This is a genomic window from Paenibacillus sp. 01T424, assembly GCF_056398745.1.
The window spans coordinates 180,445-200,790 of record NZ_JBFTPZ010000003.1 but is presented as its reverse complement, the minus strand read 5'-3'; the positions used below and the strand labels follow the sequence as shown (position 1 = coordinate 200,790).

Genomic DNA, 20,346 nt, shown 5'->3' with positions numbered 1-20,346 from the left:
GGAAGGGAGGGATTTCGCATGCGTAACGTTTCCAAGCAGCAAGTACGGAAACTGGTCGGCAAATCCATTTATGCAGTACGTCCTGACGGCTCTGTCGTCACTGGCAAGCTCGTTCGGGTACACCAAAATAAACTGATCGTCGCTCCACTCGAAAAAGACAAAGGCAAGCTCGTGCAAACGAAAGCAATTTTGCCTCTCGTATTGTTTGACCTTCTTGCCATCGGCACGCTTCCTTTATGGGGCGGCGGCTTTGGTGGTGGTTTTGGCGGTGGCTACGGCGGCGGTGGCAACTGCTGCAATAACAATTTTAACCAATACGGCAATGGCAACTATGGTGGCTATGGTGGCAATGCTGGTTATAACGGCAATGCTGGCTACGGCGGTTATGGAAACCAGGGCTACAACGGTTTTTAATGGCAATTAAGTAATCATAGCGGGGTGAGCGGTTTAAGTAATTCGTAGCAGCGCAGCTCAGGATAGTATTGGACGGTATAGTAACCAAGCTTACTATAGAGTTGATGTGCTTTACCATTAACCTGATCGACAAACAGCCTGGCAACTTTGCAATTCTGCGTTTTGCCGTAAGCTTCGCTATGAGCTATTAATTTTCTGCCCCATTGTCTATTCCGATGATCAGGATGCGTGACGATCATATCTAAATAAAGCACCTCACCCATCACTTCAAAATGGATGAAGGAGACTGGAGGGCTTTTTTTAGATAAGGATGCTACAAAAGTAACACCGCGACGGAAACGCTTAGGGAGCTCTCGAATCGTTTGCGCATCATGTTGGTGTACCGTATGGGATAAGGGAATAAGCTCATTGCGAATGAGGCGAACCACTTCGGCTTGATCATACCTTGGCTCATAAATACGAATCATGCTCATCATTCCATTTCTACCGCGCCAAATGGATCTGGGACGCAGCATGAATTTGCCGCATTAGGGCTAAACTAGTATATGTAGCGCGCTAAAGGATTGCGCCGAATACATTTTACAACAAGAGTTGTTTATGGTTCTTGACGAACGGAGATTCACGGCATATAATAAGGAAAGTCTTATCTACCACGTACTGGTATTCGTACCATGTGGTAAATACAAAATCAGCATTGATGAGGACGAAGTGCTTAGGGCCCTTTTGAACAGAGAGCGGATGGATTAGCTGCAACCATCGCCAAAATCCCTTTTCTACGAGCTCACCTCGGAGCTGTTTCCTTGAAAAGCAACCATGTGTTGCCTATTAGGGGGAATCGCAGGGCAAGCGTTACAGTGCCATTGGTAGAACGTATATGCATGACGTTCTTACTTGTAGAGGTTATACATCGGGAGATGTGTAACGAATTTGGGTGGTACCACGGAAGATATACCTTTCGTCCCTCGTTGCTTCGTATTGGAGCATGAGGAACGAGAGGTTTTTTTGTTTTTTCTGAGAGGAGGATGACTGATGATAACGCAAGGTGCAACACTGAAGTCAAAAGAGGAAATGAAGGAAAGAATTTCGAAACCTGAGGTTATTTCTGGTTCGGAAATTTTGCTAAGAAGTCTATTGCTTGAGGGTGTAGATTGTGTGTTCGGCTATCCAGGTGGAGCAGTGTTGTACATTTATGACGCGATGCACGGAAACCCCGATTTCAATCATTTACTAACACGGCATGAGCAAGGCGCGATTCACGCGGCAGACGGTTACGCCCGCGCAAGCGGCAAAGTAGGCGTATGTATCGCTACATCAGGTCCTGGTGCAACAAACCTCGTGACGGGAATTGCAACTGCATATATGGATTCCGTACCACTAGTTGTTATTACCGGTAATGTCATCTCCAGCCTGATTGGCAGCGATGCTTTCCAAGAGGCAGACATTACGGGAATCACAATGCCAATCACTAAACACAGCTACTTGGTTCGCGACGTTGAGGATTTGCCTCGTATTATTCACGAAGCATTCCATATTGCCAACACAGGGCGCAAAGGTCCAGTATTGATCGATATTCCGAAGGACATCTCAGCGGCTAAGACATTGTTCAAGCCAGTAACAGAAGTAAGCATCCGTGGTTACAATCCAACGGTCACGCCTAACAAAAATCAAGTGGATAAGCTGATTAAGGCGATTGAACAAGCGGAGCGCCCGTTAATACTAGCAGGCGGCGGAGTCGTTTACTCTGGCGGACATGAAGAGCTGTTCGAATTCGTTACTAAAACGCAAATACCAATTACAACAACATTGCTTGGTTTGGGAGCTTTCCCAAGCGGCAATGATTTATTCCTAGGCATGCCAGGCATGCATGGCACATATACGGCTAATAAATCGATTCAAAGCGCAGACTTGCTAATTAACATTGGCGCTCGCTTCGATGACCGCGTAACCGGCAAGCTTGCGGGCTTTGCACCACTGGCGAAAATCGTACACATCGATATCGATCCAGCGGAAATCGGTAAAAACGTACCAACAGACATCCCGATTGTCGGCGATGTGAAGACTGTTCTTGAGATTGTAAATAAGCTCGCGAAACGCGCAGATAAAGCGGATGATTGGCGTGCGAAGCTCAAAGCTTCATGTGAGCAATATCCATTCAGCTATACGGATTCTGACGTTGAGCTTAAGCCGCAGTGGGTTGTTGAGCTGATCCATGAGACAACGAATGGCGATGCGATTGTAACAACTGACGTTGGTCAACATCAAATGTGGGCTGCACAGTATTACAAGTTCAATAAGCCTCGTTCATGGGTTACTTCCGGAGGGCTAGGCACTATGGGCTTCGGATTCCCTTCTGCTATCGGCGCTCAAATGGCGAATCCGGATCGCGTAGTCGTTTCCATTAATGGGGACGGCGGGATGCAAATGTGTGCGCAAGAGCTTGCGATTTGCGCAATTAACAACATTCCGGTTAAGGTAGTAATTATCAATAATCAGGTGCTCGGTATGGTAAGACAGTGGCAGGAGCTTATCTATGACAACCGCTACAGTCATATTGATCTCTCAGGCAGCCCAGACTTTGTGAAGCTGTCAGAAGCTTACGGAGTTAAAGGCTTCCGCGCAACGAACAAAGAAGAAGCGCGTGCCGCATGGGAAGAAGCATTACGCCATCCTGGTCCAGCTGTTGTTGAGTTCGTCGTTCGCAAAGAAGAGAACGTGTACCCAATGGTAGCGCAAGGAAGCACCATCGACGAAATGATCATGGGGGATGCGGAATGAAAAAACACACGATCGCAGTAATCGTTAACGATCAGCCCGGCGTTCTACAGCGCGTATCTGGTTTGTTCGGACGCCGCGGCTTCAACATTGAAAGCATAACAGTTGGTTCTAGCGAAGAAGCAGGCTTGTCGCGTATGGTCATCGTCACTTCTGGTGATGATCATACGCTAGAGCAAGTAACGAAGCAGCTATATAAGCTGATTGACGTTATTAAGGTCATTGATCTTAGCTCAAATCCGATGGTTGGCCGCGAGCTTGCACTCATTAAAGTGAATGCAGAGCCAGCATCTCGTCCGGAAATTTTAGGTGTTGTTGAAACTTTCCGCGCAGCGGTTGTGGACATTGGCACTCATTCGCTTATGGTACAAGTAGTAGGGGACACTGAAAAAATCGATGCTATGGTTGAACTGCTTAAACCGTATGGCATTCGTGAACTGTCGCGCACAGGAGTAACAGCATTAAACAGAGGCAATTCCAAGTAATAAGAGTTCATCATTCAACATCCCGCTTTGAGCGGGAGTTTAAGGGGAGAACCGCTGCTTAAGGGTCATTCTCTGCTTAAACACCCGCTCAAAAGGGTTAAACTAAAGGAGGCAATTATTAATATGGCAGTTACAATGTACTATGAAAAAGACGCTGATCAAGGCGTACTACAAGGTAAAACAATTGCAGTTATCGGTTACGGCAGCCAAGGTCACGCTCAAGCACAAAATCTTCGCGACAGCGGCTTGAAAGTTGTTATTGGTCTTCGTCCTGGTAAATCCGCAGACGTTGCTAAAAAAGATGGTTTCGAAGTACTTACAGTTGCTGAAGCAACTAAAGTGGCTGACGTTGTTCAAATTTTGCTTCCTGATGAAACACAAGCGAAAGTGTACAATGATGAAATCGCTCCTAACTTGAAAAAAGGCGCGGCTCTTATGTTCTCCCACGGCTTCAACATTCACTACGGACAAATCGTTCCGAACAAAGATACAGATGTATTCTTGGTAGCTCCAAAATCTCCTGGTCACATGGTTCGCCGTACGTACCAAGAAGGCTTTGGCGTTCCTGGACTAATCGCTATTGAGCAAGATGCAACTGGCAATGCTAAAGCTATCGGTCTTGCATATGCTAAAGGTATCGGCTGTACTCGTGCAGGCGTTATCGAAACTTCTTTCAAAGAAGAAACAGAAACAGATTTGTTCGGTGAGCAAGCCGTTCTTTGCGGTGGCGCTACTGCACTAGTTAAAGCTGGTTTTGAAACGCTTGTTGAAGCTGGCTACGCTCCAGAAATGGCTTACTTCGAGTGCTTGCACGAGCTTAAATTGATCGTTGATATGATGTATGAAGGCGGAATGGCGTCCATGCGCGATTCTATCTCCAACACAGCTGAATACGGCGATTATGTAACTGGTCCTCGCATTGTTACTGAAGAAACGAAAAAAGAAATGAAACGTGTATTGGAAGATATCCAATCCGGTCGTTTTGCTCGTGACTTCATCTTGGAAAACCAATCGAACCGTGCAATGCTTACAGCTACTCGCCGTAATGAAGCTGCTCACCCGATTGAAAAAACAGGCGCACAGCTTCGTGAATTGATGCACTGGATCAAGAAGTAATAAAAGATAGAATGTAGGAAAATATCCCGGTTCGCCGGATCGTTTGACGATGAGCACGTAGTATCGCCATGTGGTCCGAGCGCACCGGGATCATTTTGTTCACGGAGGTGCATTGCACAAATGCGGAAAATATATGTTTTCGATACAACGCTTCGTGATGGAGAGCAATCTCCTGGGGTTAACCTGAACACGAAGGAAAAGGTAGAGATTGCCCTTCAGCTTGAAAGGCTGGGAGTGGACCGCATGGAAGCTGGCTTCCCTGCTGCGTCTCCGGGAGACCTTGCTGCAGTTAATGCGGTAGCACGAGCAGTTAAAAATGCTACAGTTATCGGACTCTCACGCTCGCGTGAGCAGGATATCGATGCTGTTCGTGAAGCGCTTATCGGCGCACAGGATCCGTGCATTCACGTATTTCTTGCTACAAGTCCGATTCACCGCAAGCACAAGCTGCGGATGGAGAAGGAGCAGGTGCTTGAAACGGCAGAGCGTGCCATTCGGTATGCAAAGCAATATTTTGACAAAGTTGAATTCTCAGCAGAGGATGCAGGACGTACAGAGCTGGACTTTCTGTGTCAGGTCGTTGAGATGGCCATTAAAGCGGGAGCAACGGTCGTAAACATTCCGGACACGGTCGGTTATATGAATCCGCAAGAATTTGGGAACATCTTCAAGGTGTTGAAGGAAAATGTGCCGAATATCGAAAAAATTCAGCTGAGCGCACATTGTCACAATGATCTCGGCATGGCGACTGCAAATTCGCTAGCAGCGATCTTGAATGGTGCAGATCAAGTTGAGGGTACGATCAATGGTATCGGGGAGCGCGCAGGTAACACAGCGATCGAAGAGATTGCAATGGCTCTTGCTACGCGTCCGGACTACTTCGGAGCTCAAACTACGCTGAACCTGAAAGAAATTGCCAAGACGAGCCGCCTTGTCAGCAAGCTGACGGGCATGGTCGTTCCAGGCAACAAAGCAATTGTTGGTGCCAATGCATTCGCGCATGAATCTGGTATTCATCAGGATGGCATGCTGAAAGAAAAAACAACGTATGAAATCATTTCACCGGATACGATCGGACTGAAGGAATCCAAGCTGGTGCTTGGCAAGCATTCAGGACGCCATGCGTTCCGTGAGAAGCTGATCGACCTAGGTTATGAGCTTGAGGACGAAGCGGTTAATGCTGCTTTTGCTAAATTTAAAGATTTGGCAGATCGCAAGAAAACCGTAAGTGATGAGGATATTCTTGCTCTGCTTGAAGAGAAGCTCATCGATACGCCGGAAGTATTCAAATTAGAAATGATCCAAGTCAGTTATGGCAATCAATCTACGCCAAGCGCATCCGTTCGGATTCGTAAAGCGGAGGGTGAGGTCATAGATGAAGCGGCAATCGGCAACGGTTCCGTAGACGCCATCTATAACGCGATCGATAAGGTGACACAGGAAGTTGTGGAGCTTGAAGATTATTCGATCAAATCCGTATCGCAAGGCAAGGATGCGCAAGGTGAGGTTCATGTTGTACTAAAGCAGGATGATGTTTCTGCTCAAGGACGTGGACTTAGCACGGACATTCTTGAAGCTAGCGCGCGAGCATACATCGATGCACTTAATCGACTGATCGAGAAGCGCAAGACGCCAGGTCGCCGCGATAAGATGAGTCTAATCTAAATGAAAAGCAGTTCGCCAGAGTATAACCTTTGGGCGGACTGTTTTTTTGTTCTTTGATAGATATAGCTTCAAAAAAGGGATAATGAGTGACCCTATAGTTACAGCCTATAGAGTAAATAGATTTTATATCTTGGTAATCAACTCGTTTTTATGGTACAAATGATAATAGAATGAGAATGAATGTGTAGACTTGAACTTTTCAACAGGATTCGCCAAGCAAAAACGCTTTAGCGTCCTTTGGACGCTGAAGTAGCTTTGACGGTGAAATATAAGCCCTTTATAAGCTAACAAACTTATAAATTCTTATATTTTTGAAAACGTTGAATGGACAAGTTTAACTCAAAACGAGGAGTGTTACATTATTATGTCAGAAGTTAAAAAAATTGCAGTTATTGCCGGCGACGGTATCGGCCCTGAGGTAGTTGGCGAAGCGCTTAAAGTGCTCAAAAAAACCGAGGAGCTTTACGGCTACAAATTCGAAACAGAACACGGCTTGTTCGGCGGTATTGCAATCGACGAGAAAGGCACACCATTGCCGCAAGAAACACTTGACCTTTGCAAAGGTGCAGACGCGGTATTGCTTGGCGCAGTAGGCGGACCAAAATGGGACAACAACTCCAAGGAGCTTCGTCCAGAAACAGGCTTGCTAGGCATTCGCAAAGCACTTGGCCTTTTCTCAAACATTCGTCCAGCTACCGTATTCGATTGCTTGAAAGAAGCTTCAACTTTGAAGCCAGAAGTGCTTGAAGGCACGGATCTCATCGTTGTTCGTGAATTGACTGGCGGTATTTACTTTGGCGAGAAATTCCGTCGTGAAGGCGCTGGCGGCGAAGAAGCGGTTGATACATGCGTATACAACGTGCAAGAAATCGAGCGCATCGTTCGTCAAGCATTCGATATCGCTATGACTCGCGGCAAACGTCTTGCTTCTGTTGATAAAGCAAACGTACTAGAAACATCCCGCCTATGGCGCGAAGTGGTAAACCGGATCGCTCCTGAATATCCAGAGGTAGAGCTAGAGCACGTGCTTGTTGACAACTGTGCAATGCAATTGCTTCGCCGTCCTTCGAGCTTTGATGTCATCGTAACAGAAAATATGTTCGGCGACATTCTTAGTGATGAAGCTGCAATGCTGACTGGATCAATCGGAATGCTCTCATCTGCATCGCTTGGCGAAGGCAGCTTCGGCTTGTATGAGCCGGTACACGGCTCAGCACCTGACATCGCGGGTCAAGGCATCTCCAACCCAATTGCAACAATCCTTTCCGTAGCGCTTATGTTCCGCCTTACATTTGGTTACCACGAGGCTGCTGCAGCAATTGAAGCAGCGGTGAAAGAAGTTCTTGATGCAGGCCACCGTACAGGTGATATTGCTGTTGATAAGAGCACAGCAATTGGCACAACAGAAATGGGCGATTTGATCGTAGCTGCTCTAAGAAAATAGCATCTAGATTATAATTATTATAAATAAATATTAATTATAATATTGACTTGTTTATAAACTAGTGATACTATTTACTAGGTAAGTCACACAGACGAAGTGACATAAACAATAAAATTTATGGATAGGTCAAGGAGGTTTTCTATTATGGCAGAGCGTTTGGTAGGCCGTCAGGCCCCTGATTTTTCAATGGAAACAGCAACAGGTGACGGTAAAGATTTCGGTACAGCATCACTTGCAGATTATAAAGGAAAATGGTTGGTATTGTTCTTCTACCCACTAGATTTCACATTCGTATGTCCAACTGAAATTACTGCACTTAGCATGGCTGCAGCTGAATTCAAAAACTTGAACACTGAAGTTCTTGGTGTCAGCATTGATAGCAAACATAGTCACCGTGCATGGATCAACACGCCGGTTAACGATAATGGTCTAGGTCAACTAGAATTCCCTCTTGCTGCTGATATTACGAAAAGCGTAGCTCGTGACTACGGTGTATTGATTGAAGAAGAAGGTATCGCTCTTCGCGGTCTATTCATCATCAATCCAGAAGGCGAAGTACAATATCAAGTTGTTAACCACAACAACGTTGGCCGCAGCGTAGACGAAACTCTTCGCGTATTGCAAGCATTGCAATCCGGTGGTCTTTGCCCAATCAACTGGAAACCAGGTCAACAAACTTTGGTATCGAAATAATATATTTCGAATAGCAGTATTAACAAAACCCGTGCCATTTAATGGTACGGGTTTTGTTTTTGTCTACATAGCGATACGGATAATGTGAGGAGAAAGCAGGAATTTCGTCCATGCAGAGCGAATATGGTATACTTAGCAACAGATAATAAAAAATGATAGGTTTGTTAACGCAAACTTTAGATGATGGTTTTGAAGATAGGTTTGCTTACGCAAGCCTAAGATGATGCTTACGAAGATAGGTTTACTACGTAAACCTAAGTTGATGCTTACGAAGATAGGTTTGCTACGCAAACCTAAGATGATGCTTACGAAGATAGGTTTACTGCGTAAACCTAAGATGATGCTTACGAAGATAGGTTTACTGCGTAAACCTAAGATGATGCTTACGAAGATAGGTTTGCTACGCAAACCTAAGATGATGCTTACGAAGATAGGTTTGCTGCGCAAACCTTTGAGGAGGAGTCGTCAATGAGTTTTTGCTGTGGAGCTAGTATGATTGGAACAAAAGGTACACTTAAGCATATTCGGACGCATATTCACAATGTGCCCATTATGTTTTGTCCTGTCTGTCACCGTGTAGATATTCATTATTTAATCGAAAATGAATATGAGATACTAGCCGAATATGCACATGGCGACGGTGCTGCTGAAGTTGATTTTCAGGAGTACGTAGAGCAAGAAGGCAAGGCGCTGCTTGAGAATTGTGTTAACCATGAGAATGAGGATCCAATGGATGTTGTCCACAGTCAAATCGATATGGCACTTGATTTGCTAAGCTTTGCTAAGCAAATTGAGGATACGGAATGGCAGCTTGTTCTTAAGAAGCGTCTAGGGATGCTTAACAATAGAAGGAATAAGCTCCGTCAACGCCGTACTTCCGTTTAGTTTTTTAAACATGAATGGTGAGCCTCCTTCACGGGGGCTTTTCTTTATTTTGATCATATAAAAATGTATCATTTTGTAATTTTATTAAATTCGTTTGTTTCTCAATCAACGGTTTTTTGGCGATATAAAGGGGACAAAAGATGCTTTTAAATGAAAATTAAGATTTTCTCAGAATGTACCCCCCGAAACCGGGCAGACAGAAACGAATCATACTAATAGTGAGGTGGAGCGGTTGTTACTTGTTTTGTTCAAACGCTTTCTGCGGAAGTCTGTTTCTGCCAAAGCAGCAGAGGATGAGCAGAAGCTCACTCCAGAACAATGGGTTGCTCATATTCATGAAGGTGACGAGCTGCTGCGTGAGCAGTTCATAGCAGACTATAAGCCATATATAATGAAAGTTACAAGTCGATTTTGTAAACGGTATATCGATCCGAGTCGAGATGATGAATTCAGCATAGCGCTGCTCGCTTTTAATGAAGCCATCAATCAATTTTCCAGCAGTGCTGGAAAATCATTTCTCGGATTTGCTGAAACCGTCATTCGTCGTCGGCTTATTGACCATGTCCGGAAAGAACAGAGGCATTCTCAGGTTGTGCCTTACAGTATGTTCGACTCAGAGGATGAGGAGCAGCCTCAATATAATTCAGTCGAGACAAGACAAGCGATGACTGCATTTGAAATGAAGCGCACAGAGGACGAGAGAAGGCTTGAGATCACTGAGCTTAATCAAGAGCTTTTGCGATTTGGCATTTCCTTTGCAGAATTGGTAGACAATTCTCCCAAGCATACCGATTCAAGAAAGCTGTTGATTGGTATCGCGCAAACGCTCGTAAGTGAAACGGATTTATTAGATTCTTTAAGGCAAACAAATAAGTTGGCTGTAAAAGAGCTGACCGAAATGTGCGGCGTTTCCCGCAAAACGGTGGAAAGAAATCGAAAATATATTATTGCTATCGCACTAATCATTTCTGGGACATACCCTTACATGCATGATTATTTACATATATCCGATGAGCGCATCGTCGAGAATAAGGAGGCAAGCAAATGAAACGTGGAGTCGTTATGAGCATTCATAAGCAGTATGCAGTTGTGATGACGGCAGACGGTCAATTTTTGCAGGCCCCTATTCAGGGAACTACACAAATCGGAGAAGAAGTGACATTCGAAGAAGAGTTTAAGAAGCGCGTCATCCAGAGGCCGATTTATTGGTATGGGAGTGCTGCCACCCTTATTTTGATTCTGTTTGTTCCACTTTTATTTTTCATGCAAAGAGACTCACAATCCGTAGTTGCTTACGTGAGCATGGATATTAATCCAAGCATAGAGCTGGGCGTCGATGAAAACGAGAAAGTACGTGAGCTTCGCGCACTTAATGAAGATGGAGAAGTCATTATTAAAGGGCTCAAATACGCAGGTATTCATGTGGAAGAGGTTGCAGCTTCTATTTTGGAGAGGGCTAAAGGCTCACATTATCTGGATACGCCAAACAAAGATATTTTTATTACGAGTGTTTTATTAGACGACAATTTTGCGAGTAAAGGCGATTTTGAGAATATTTTGACGGGAAAAGTCGACGAGAAACTGAAAATGCTGCTCGCTCAGCTTGAAGCAGAAGCAGCAACTGCTACAATTACAACGTTGTCGCTGCCTAATGAGGTGCGTGAGGAAGCAGCTATAAATGGTATTTCTTCAGGCAAGATGGCCGTATATTTAATGGCAAAGGATGAAGGCTACAGTATCGAATTGGAGCAATTGAAAAAGCAATCCATCGATCAGGCAACAGCGTCTATCGGCGGAGTGAAGACGATTGTAAGCAATGCGGGAGATACGAGCAAAGAAAAGCTCAAGAAGTTGGTAGCACTGGAGAAAGAGGATAAGGTTAAGCAGCAAAAGGAAGAAACAAAGACGAAACCGAAACCGATTAAACCGACTACGACTCCAACTGCAAACAAGCCTGTAAAAGTGGAAAAACCAAATAAGCCTGTCGTTAGCGGAGTAAATAAAGGCAACGCAACTAATAAGCCCAATAAAAACGGGACATGGGGCAACAAGCCGGTAATTACGCCAGGGAAACCAACGAAGCCAGTTCAGCCTACAATGCCGAGCGGCGGTAAAAACGATCATAACGATGACGACAAAAATAATAACAATCATAATCATGATCGAAATAATAATGATGATGACAATGATCGAAATCGAGATCGCAATGATAGCAACAATAATCGCAATAATAACGTAAACAGTCATCAAGGCAAGCAAGAAAATGATAATTGGAAAAATCGATATGATGATAAAAAAAATAAGGAATGGAAGCATGATTGGGATAGATGGTATAAAGGTCGGGGGAGCAACAATAATGATTAGACTTCCGATATAAAAATGAACAAATAGCAGGAAATGAATGCAGTAGGCTAAAGTCCTAGATGACTTTCGGGCAGACTTTTTGCCTATTTACGGTGCATAATTCGACAGGATTTCCGATTGACAGGGATTGTAAACTCGCCCTATGATTAGTAGTAACTGTAACCGTTATTTATAGATGCTGCCGGGGAGGAGTACAAGATGTTGGCCATTCGAAAGCGCTATTTCCCGGCGCTTGCCGAGTATATTCGGAGTGGTAAGGAAGTATCATTATTCCATGCTAACGAGCTTGGCAAGGAGCTTTACGGAATAAACCCTGAAGAAATTATTGCCGTACATGAGGAATGCATACAGTCTTTGGCTGCAAATGTTGACTCGGAGGAGGCTGTGCGATTATATAATCGTTCCTTTGTTTTTTTAATGGAGATTATGGTTGCTTGCCGATTTCGTTTGCAGCCAGAGAGATCAACGGAGCAAAAATTCACTGAAATGCGAGAGATGCTTTTCAGGTCCAACCGCTCCTTTGAACGAGTCAAAAATAAGTATGAAAATGTTTTGCAGCACATGGACAGCGGAATTGCTTTGTTTGATAGTGATGGAATCTTATCGTTTATTAATGTACAAATGGCCAAGCTGCTCGACATCCCTCGGAAAACATTAATTGGTTGTACGATAAAGGAAATATTAAGACATCGGCGGCTTACTAGCAGCACGAAGCGAACAGTTCTTAGACTCTACAAAGAAATGTTTCTCATGCATAGCAAGTATTATGAGTTCCAACACAAAGATGGTAAACATCTATTGGTAACGGTTACATACGGTGATCAGTTAGACGGTGATTTTTTAATTAGCGTGAAGGATGTTTCTGAATATAAGCAAATTGAGCAGACGGCATTGCAAAACGACAAGCTTGCCATGCTCGGGAAAATTGCTGCTGCAATTGCACATGAAATTCGTAATCCGTTGACAAGCATTCGCGGCTTTATTCAGCTATTGCGGCCATATTTACTGGAAGTGGGCAAAGAAGAGTACGCTCGTATTATTTTAACGGAAATCGACCGGGCAAATGATATCATTTATGAATTTCTAAATTCGTCCAAGCCATCAGCACCAATGAAACAATTGGTGTCTATCGATCATTTAATAAAAGAGGTTGTGCTTCTGACCGAAAGTGAAGCTTTGATGCGGAATTGCGAAATTAAAGCGGAGTGTTATTGCTCAGAGCATCTCGTCTCGATTGATGTTAAACAAGTGAAGCAGGTTATTTTGAACATTATTAAAAATTCACTCGATGCGATTGAAGAAGTTCAGAGCGAGCGAAGGGGCCTTATTGATATTATTACGCGTGGAAATGGACAATTTGCCGAAATTATTATTAAGGATAATGGAAAAGGCATGGACAAAGCAACGATGAGCAGATTGTTTGACCCCTTCTTTACGACGAAGCAGTCGGGTACAGGGTTAGGCTTATCGGTAAGCTACAGAATTGTTCGCAATCATAATGGTACGATTAGAGTGGATAGTCAATTAGGGGTAGGAACTGAATTTATTCTGACACTGCCATTAGCTTAATGTTCACTACAAAAGGATTGGCTTAGCTGAAATGAATCGGATGCTCTCCCCCAATCGTGGGCGGGGAGTATTTTGCTTTTTCATATCATGTTAGCTAAGTGACAAGTCTGCAATTATAAACATGGCAAAGAGGAGAACGCTTAGGTATAATGAGTTTGAAAAAAGCGATTGAAACGATTCAAATGAAATGGATTCGGTTAGGCAAATCCATTTGGAGAGCGAGGAAATAATAATGACTATTCAATTTACATACGGGGTTCGCGGTACAGAGCAAGCAAATGTAGATGCGGTTATTCGTTTTGTCAGTAAAAAAGAGTTGACGCAATCAGATGCAGTTACCCCGATCGTACAGCCGCAAATCGATGAAGCGCTTAGAGGACGTTATGCTAAAGGATTGTTTAAAGCGGATTCGGAGCAAACGGAGATTATGCCGACACTTGGATTGTATCCTGCGTCTCACATCGTGTTTGTTGGGCTTGATCAGGATGGCGGAGCTACGAGCCTGCGGCTTGCAGCAGCGGCTGCAGCCAAAGCATTGAAAAAATTACAGGCGGTAAATGTGCAAGTACTGCTGTCTGATGCACTTGTTGAAGGGCAAGCTGAAAACCTTGGAGCAGAGTCTACTGCACAAGCGCTGACTGAGGGCTTGCTGCTCGCGCTTCATGATCGACAGCCGTTGAAACGGGAGAAAGCGGAGCGATTTTCGCTGAAAGAGGTTGCACTCGTACCACAGGGAGCAGCTGCATCAGCAGAGGAAGCCGCTTTATGGACACAAGGAATAACAAAAGGCCGGTTGTATGCTGAAGGGGTCATTTTAGCAAGAGATCTTACGAATCTGCCTGGTAATGATCTTACGCCAGAACGGTTGGCGTATCATGCAGAGGAATTAGCGCGTGAGCTTGATTTGGAAATAGAAGTCATTGACGAGTGGAGCGCGGCTGAGCAGCGGATGGGCGGTCTATTAGGCGTTGGACAAGGCAGCATAAATCCACCGCGTATGATTGTTATTCACTATAAAGGCAATCCAAATTCAGAAGAGGCATGGGGACTAATCGGAAAAGGAATTACGTTTGATACGGGCGGTATTTCCTTGAAGAGAGCGGAAGGCATGCAGGATATGATTTCCGATATGGGCGGCGCAGCTGCTGTGCTGGGTGCTATTCGCGTCATTGGAGAGCTGAAACCAGCAATTAATGTCATCGCAGTCATTCCAACAGCTGAGAATATGCCTTCGGACCGAGCGATTAAACCTGGAGATGTGCTGCGCATGATGAGCGGCCATACCGTTGAGATTGTGAATACCGATGCTGAAGGCAGATTAGTGCTGGCAGACGGACTTACGACCGCCATTACAAGAGGAGCAACGAAGCTGATTGATGTGGCAACTTTAACTGGTGCCGTATCCGTAGCCTTGGGTACGCACGCAACAGGCGCGATTACAAACAATGACGAGCTCTACAAACAGGTGCAGCTTGCGTCAGAGAGAGCTGGCGAACGAATCTGGCAGCTTCCTTCTTATCCGGAATATAAGCGGCAGATTAGAAGCGATGCAGCAGATTTGAAAAATAGCGGTGGAAGATATGCCGGTACGATAACAGGCGGATTGTTCATTGGACATTTTGCCGAAGGATTGCCGTGGGTGCATCTCGATATTGCCGGAACTGCATGGCTGGATTCGAGCAGAGGCTGGGAGCCTAAGGGAGCTACCGGCGTCATGGTTAGAACTTTAGTTGAATTGATTGTACAGCAAGAATAAGCTTTGAGATGTGATGATTTGGAGGTTCGCCGCGCATGGCGTACCTCCTTTATTTGCGAAGTAATACGTGGACTAAAATGGAGGGCTGACATATGACCTATGAAGAGATAATGAAGGAATTAGAGCGGCTAGGCAATGAGCAAACAAAAATGACCTTTATTCGTCATGGAGCGATGGAGCCGCTCTTTGGTGTGAAAATCGGTGATTTGAAGAAGCTTGTTAAATATGTGAAAAAAGACGAAGAGCTAGCGCTAAAGCTGTTTGCGTCCAGTAATAGCGATGCGATGTATTTGGCGGGACTTTCAGTTAATCCCAAAACCATTGCTAAAGAGACGCTGCAGCAATGGGTCAAACAAGCTTATTGGTACATGGCAGCAGAATATACGGTAGCAGGTGTCGCAGCGGAAAGCCCTTTTGCCCATGAGCTGGCAGTAGAATGGATAGACTCCTCGGAAGAGATGGTGTCCACGTGCGGCTGGAGCACTTATGCGAATTACATCTCTATTACACCGGACGAGCAGCTGGATTTTGATGAAATACGCTTTTTGTTAAATAGAATAAAGGAAACTATTCATACGGAGCAAAATCGTGTTCGTTATACGATGAACACCTTCGTGATGATTGTCGGTATTTATGTCACGGAGCTGCGTGAAGAAGCAGAGGCCGTTGCAGCATTCATCGGCAAGGTGCATGTAGATGTCGGAAATACAGCGTGCAAGGTCCCGTTAGCTAGTGATTATATCCAAAAAACAGTTTCTTTGGGCAAAGCGGGCGTTAAGAAAAAAACATGCATCTGCTAACTGTTAATGCCCTATGGTATATAATGAACAATTCATTTTCAAAAAAGGCTATTTTTGGTTTGGCTCAATGAGTTAAACTGGAGATAGCTTATTTTATTTATGCCTCAAAGAACAATTTCTTTGTGTGTCGGAACGAAAATACATAGTGGAATAGGGGTATACTTATATGCATGCAATAAATAGAAGGAAAAATGATTTATTAGCTTATCGGCCATCCGTAACGATGGATGTTGAAGAGTTAAATCAATACTGGGAAAATGTATTAAACAGCTATGCAGAGAGGCCGCTTGATGTGAGGAGACAAACGGTTGAAACTCCAATCACGACGGTGAGAACGGAGCGTTTAACTTTTAAAGGCGGAGATGATACGCCTATTCACGGGTTATACATCGTGCCTCAGCAAGGATTGAACGGTGCGAAGCTGCCTTGTGTCGTTTTTTATCAGGGTTATACAGGCGATAAGGGACTACCAGAGCGTTATGCTGCGTGGCTGCTGCTGGGTTATGCCGTATTTGCAGTTGATGCTAGAGGGCAAGGAGGCGAAACAGGCAGCTTGCTAACCACTGATGAAGGTTTCGTCAAAGGCTGGGTTTCACAGGGAATAACGAATACCGAGCGCAGCTACTACCAGGCGATTACAATGGATGCGGTTAGAGCGGTGGATACAGCTGCCCTACAGGATGAGGTGGATGAGTCGCGGATAGCGGTTGTTGGCGCTAGTCAAGGAGGCGGATTATCATTGCTTGCTGCAGCGCTGAACTCCAAGGTAAGCGCGGTCGTTGCCGATATTCCGAACATGTGCCATATGGATTTTGGCCTAATGAATTCGACGAGCTCGCTTACGGAAATTGCTCAGTACATTAAAAGGTATCCTGATCGGCTCAACGCAGTGCTGTCTACGCTTGCTCATTTTGACCTGTTGAATTTGGCTGAACGCATTAAGGCGCCGGTGTTGATGTCGGTTGGCTGGAAAGATACCGTGTGTATGCCAGAGACCATCTACGCCGTATACAATCGGATACGATCGCTTAAGCAGCTCAATGATTATCCATTTTCAGGTCATGAGGTAAGCGAATACCAGAACCGAGAATCGATTTTGTTTTTACAGGAAGCGCTGAAAAACGGCCTAAAGCCTTCAATTGATGCAATCGAGCAGCAAGATCAGAATTAATGCTCAATTAGTTGTCCAAAAGAGACAATCAATGCTTCAAATGGATGATATCGATGCCAATATGGTTATGGATGGAGAGCGTACTATGTACTAGAATATATATGAGCTATAAAACGGTGTCCTTGACACATGTTCATTTTTCTTACTTTTCCCTTTATATGTTAAGGGATTAGTGTTTGCTTGATTATTATTGAAAACGATTTAGGCAAGTGCAAGTTGGCGAGCATGTATGGCGAGCATCGCCTTAGAAAATAATAGGATGGCAATGAATAGAGAGGGTGGAATTTTCTGCAATGAGCAACCATGATGAGCGAAATTATTCGCCTTGGCAAAGCTACTATGGCCCCAACCTTGGGTATGTGCAGGAGCAATACGAGCGTTTCTTAACTGATCCAGACTCCGTAGAGTCTACAGTTCGTGAGCTTTTTGTACGTTTCGGGGAACCTCCGGCTACACTACAAGGAGAAGCTCCGAGCATTACGGCTAAGCCAAGCGAGCAAAAGGCTGCATCACATGCAGCAGCACCTGGTCCGATTGATTCAAATATGTTGAAAAAGGTTGTCGCTGCGCATCAGCTAATGCTGAACATTCGCAGATACGGCCATTTAGCTGCAGATATTGATCCGCTCGGCTTCAGCCCTGCTGCTGATACAAAGCTGCTTGAGCCAGAAACTTTCGGACTTACGCAAGCGGATTTAACTTCTATTCCAGCATCGCTTATTTGGGATAATGCGCCAGCATCAATCTCGAATGGCTGGGAAGCAATCAACCGCTTGAGAGAGATTTATACCCGTTCAGCGGCGTATGAATTTACACATATTCATGATGAGAGTGAACGCAATTGGCTTAACAAACAGGCGGAGTCGGGAAGTTTCCCAGCACCGCTGTCTGCAAGAGAACGTTCAGCACTGCTTGAGCGTCTAATGGAAGTTGAGTATTTCGAGAACTTCCTGCACCGGACATTCGTTGGACAAAAACGTTTCTCTATCGAGGGCGTAGACATGCTCGTGCCAGTGCTTGATGAAATCGTCCGCTCCGTAGCGCATGATGGAGCAAACCATATCCTTATGGGCATGGCGCATCGCGGTCGTCTCAACGTACTGACGCATGTACTTGGCAAGCCTTATGAGAAAATATTTTCTGAATTTCACCATGCTCCGAATAAAGAGCTTATTCCGTCTGAAGGATCAATGGGCCTTAATTATGGCTGGACCGGCGACGTAAAATATCATCTAGGTGCTGACAGAGCTGTGAAGGAAGGCGAAACGATTCGTGCGAATCTTACCCTTGCGAACAACCCGAGCCACTTGGAATTTGTTAATCCAGTAGTTGAAGGCTTCACACGTGCTGCTCAAGAAGATCGCAGCAAGCGGGGAATGCCTACACAAGATCCAGCGAAAGCAGTGACGATTGCCGTTCACGGCGACGCGGCTTTCATTGGAGAAGGAATTGTTGCGGAAACGCTCAATTTCAACAAGCTGCAAGGTTATCACAATGGCGGTACGATTCATATTATCGCAAATAATCGCCTTGGCTTTACGACGAACAGCATTGATTCACGCTCGACGCATTACGCAAGTGATCTTGCGAAAGGCTTCGACATTCCTATCGTACACGTAAATGCGGATGAGCCGGAAGCTTGCTTGGCAGCAGTACGCCTCGCTTGTGAATACCGTCTCCGCTACAATAAAGGTTTTGTTATTGATTTGATTGGTTACCGTCGTTTCGGCCATAATGAAATGGACGATCCAGAAGTAACACAACCGCTGATGTATGCAAAGGTTCGCAATCATCCGACCGTAAGCGTGCTTTACAGCGAGCAGTTGAAGGGTGAGAAGGCGATTACGGAAGCGCAGGTTGAAGAATTGCGTCAACGTACGAACGGCAAGCTGCAAGCAGCCTATGATGCAATGAAAGCGAAGGAAGGCGAGCCGAAGCTTCGCGGTGAGCAAAACAAAACAACGCTGCCTACAGGCGAGGAAGTACGCACTGCAGTTCCGCTTGAGACGCTTCGTGAAATCAACCTGGAGCTGCTTAACCGTCCAGAGGGTTTCACCGAATATACGAAGCTTCAACGTATTTTGCAGCGCAGAGCTTCAGCTTTGAACGATGGGGAAAAGGTTGACTGGGCACATGCCGAGACGCTTGCATTCGCAACGATTCTTGCAGACGGTACACCTATTCGTCTAAGCGGTCAGGATTCGGAGCGCGGAACGTTTGCACATCGTCACATCATGCTTAATGATAATGCGACGGCAGCAAAGTTCTCGCCGCTGCACATTTTACCGCAAGCGAAAGCATCCTTTGCCGTTCATAACAGCCCATTGTCGGAAACGGCAGTACTCGGCTTTGAATATGGCTACAACGTATTTGCGCCTGAAACCTTTGTTATCTGGGAAGCGCAATATGGTGACTTTGCCAACGTTGCCCAAGTTATTTTTGACCAATTCATTTCAGCTGGCCGTGCGAAATGGTCGCAAAAATCAGGCATTACGATTTTGCTGCCGCATGGCTATGAAGGCCAAGGACCGGAGCATTCAAGCGCTAGACTTGAACGTTTCCTTCAGCTTTCAGCTGATAACAACTGGACCGTTGCGAACCTTTCAACGTCCGCTCAATATTTCCACTTGCTGCGTAAGCAAGCAGCGTCGCTTGGCACGGAGCATGTTCGTCCGCTCGTTCTAATGGCGCCTAAGAGCTTGATCCGTAACCCTCGTGTTGCGTCGCATGGTGTTGCTTTCAGCGAAGGCTCATTCAAGCCGGTGCTTCCGCAATTCAAGCTGACAGAGCCGAAGGAACAGAAGGATAAAGTAAAACGTTTGCTTCTTTGCACCGGTAAAGTAGCTATCGATATTGAAGAGGCGCTTGCATCGACAAATGCTGAAGATTATGAATGGCTGCGTGTTGCAAGAGTAGAGCAGCTGTATCCGTTCCCTCATGCAGAAATCGAACGTATTGTGAAGCAATTCGACAAGCTTGAAGAAATCGTATGGGTACAAGAAGAACCGCAAAACATGGGGTCATGGAGCTTCATGGAACCGCGTCTTCGCGCGTTAGCTCCTAAGAAGGCAGCTGTTCGCTACGTTGGCAGACCTGATCGTTCAAGTACTGCAAGCGGACACCAAGAAGTACATGCCGCAGAACAAAAATGGATTATTTCGACAGCATTGAACGGCAAACCAGTTGAAACAAGTTTGATTAGGGGGTAGTGA

The 20,346-nt window shown here is 45.2% G+C and carries 16 protein-coding genes; 15 read left to right on the top strand and 1 reads right to left on the bottom strand.

The features are described from left to right. The first annotated feature begins 18 nt into the window (after window positions 1-18). Complete coding sequence (locus AC1DPK_RS04280) at window positions 19-414, top strand: hypothetical protein (protein WP_441879209.1); 396 nt, start codon at window positions 19-21, stop codon at window positions 412-414. A 14-nt stretch (window positions 415-428) separates the two neighbouring features. Here AC1DPK_RS04280 and AC1DPK_RS04275 read toward each other — a convergent pair whose 3' ends face one another. After that, window positions 429-929: a GNAT family N-acetyltransferase gene (locus AC1DPK_RS04275; RefSeq protein ID WP_477509438.1), complete on the bottom strand. Its 501-nt coding sequence runs from the start codon at window positions 927-929 to the stop codon at window positions 429-431. A 514-nt stretch (window positions 930-1,443) separates the two neighbouring features. Here AC1DPK_RS04275 and ilvB point away from each other — a divergent pair. The 14 genes from ilvB to AC1DPK_RS04205 all read left to right on the top strand — a co-directional run bounded on the left by ilvB (window position 1,444) and on the right by AC1DPK_RS04205 (window position 20,343). Beyond that, a complete protein-coding gene (gene ilvB, locus AC1DPK_RS04270) occupies window positions 1,444-3,189 on the top strand; it encodes a biosynthetic-type acetolactate synthase large subunit (RefSeq protein WP_339207561.1) in 1,746 nt (581 codons plus the stop codon). Then, a complete protein-coding gene (ilvN, locus tag AC1DPK_RS04265; RefSeq protein WP_076268009.1) occupies window positions 3,186-3,671 on the top strand; it encodes an acetolactate synthase small subunit in 486 nt (161 codons plus the stop codon). Before ilvB ends, ilvN begins: the two co-directional genes overlap by 4 nt. A 123-nt stretch (window positions 3,672-3,794) precedes the next feature. Further along, the gene (ilvC, locus tag AC1DPK_RS04260) at window positions 3,795-4,787 is read left to right on the top strand and encodes a ketol-acid reductoisomerase (RefSeq protein ID WP_076268008.1); all 993 of its coding nucleotides are present in this window, start codon (window positions 3,795-3,797) and stop codon (window positions 4,785-4,787) included. 120 nt (window positions 4,788-4,907) lie between these two features. Then, window positions 4,908-6,452, top strand: coding sequence for a 2-isopropylmalate synthase (locus AC1DPK_RS04255; protein WP_076268007.1), 1,545 nt, complete (start codon window positions 4,908-4,910; stop codon window positions 6,450-6,452). Window positions 6,453-6,816: 364 nt separating this feature from the next. Next, on the top strand, window positions 6,817-7,896 hold the full coding sequence (gene leuB / locus AC1DPK_RS04250; protein WP_339207563.1) for a 3-isopropylmalate dehydrogenase: 1,080 nt from the start codon (window positions 6,817-6,819) through the stop codon (window positions 7,894-7,896). 144 nt (window positions 7,897-8,040) lie between these two features. Further along, on the top strand, window positions 8,041-8,589 hold the full coding sequence (locus AC1DPK_RS04245; protein WP_477509437.1) for a peroxiredoxin: 549 nt from the start codon (window positions 8,041-8,043) through the stop codon (window positions 8,587-8,589). Between the two features lie 468 nt (window positions 8,590-9,057). Beyond that, complete coding sequence (locus tag AC1DPK_RS04240; protein ID WP_076268004.1) at window positions 9,058-9,474, top strand: hypothetical protein; 417 nt, start codon at window positions 9,058-9,060, stop codon at window positions 9,472-9,474. 232 nt (window positions 9,475-9,706) lie between these two features. After that, on the top strand, window positions 9,707-10,522 hold the full coding sequence (gene sigI, locus AC1DPK_RS04235; RefSeq protein ID WP_477509436.1) for an RNA polymerase sigma factor SigI: 816 nt from the start codon (window positions 9,707-9,709) through the stop codon (window positions 10,520-10,522). Next, complete coding sequence (locus AC1DPK_RS04230) at window positions 10,519-11,838, top strand: anti-sigma factor domain-containing protein (protein ID WP_477509435.1); 1,320 nt, start codon at window positions 10,519-10,521, stop codon at window positions 11,836-11,838. The genes sigI and AC1DPK_RS04230 overlap by 4 nt, the downstream gene beginning before the upstream one ends. Window positions 11,839-12,036: 198 nt before the next feature. Beyond that, entirely contained in the window at window positions 12,037-13,407 is a 1,371-nt protein-coding gene (locus AC1DPK_RS04225) for an ATP-binding protein (RefSeq protein WP_076268001.1), read from the top strand. 232 nt (window positions 13,408-13,639) lie between these two features. Beyond that, window positions 13,640-15,163 carry a leucyl aminopeptidase gene (locus AC1DPK_RS04220; RefSeq protein ID WP_477509434.1) on the top strand — a complete coding sequence of 508 codons (1,524 nt, stop codon included), beginning with the start codon at window positions 13,640-13,642 and terminating at the stop codon, window positions 15,161-15,163. 92 nt (window positions 15,164-15,255) lie between these two features. Continuing rightward, window positions 15,256-15,963 carry a DNA alkylation repair protein gene (locus tag AC1DPK_RS04215; RefSeq protein WP_477509433.1) on the top strand — a complete coding sequence of 236 codons (708 nt, stop codon included), beginning with the start codon at window positions 15,256-15,258 and terminating at the stop codon, window positions 15,961-15,963. Between the two features lie 166 nt (window positions 15,964-16,129). After that, window positions 16,130-17,134, top strand: a complete 1,005-nt coding sequence (locus AC1DPK_RS04210; protein ID WP_477509432.1) for an acetylxylan esterase — start codon at window positions 16,130-16,132, stop codon at window positions 17,132-17,134. Window positions 17,135-17,427: 293 nt separating this feature from the next. Beyond that, complete coding sequence (locus tag AC1DPK_RS04205; RefSeq protein ID WP_339207570.1) at window positions 17,428-20,343, top strand: 2-oxoglutarate dehydrogenase E1 component; 2,916 nt, start codon at window positions 17,428-17,430, stop codon at window positions 20,341-20,343. Window positions 20,344-20,346 lie beyond the last annotated feature (3 nt).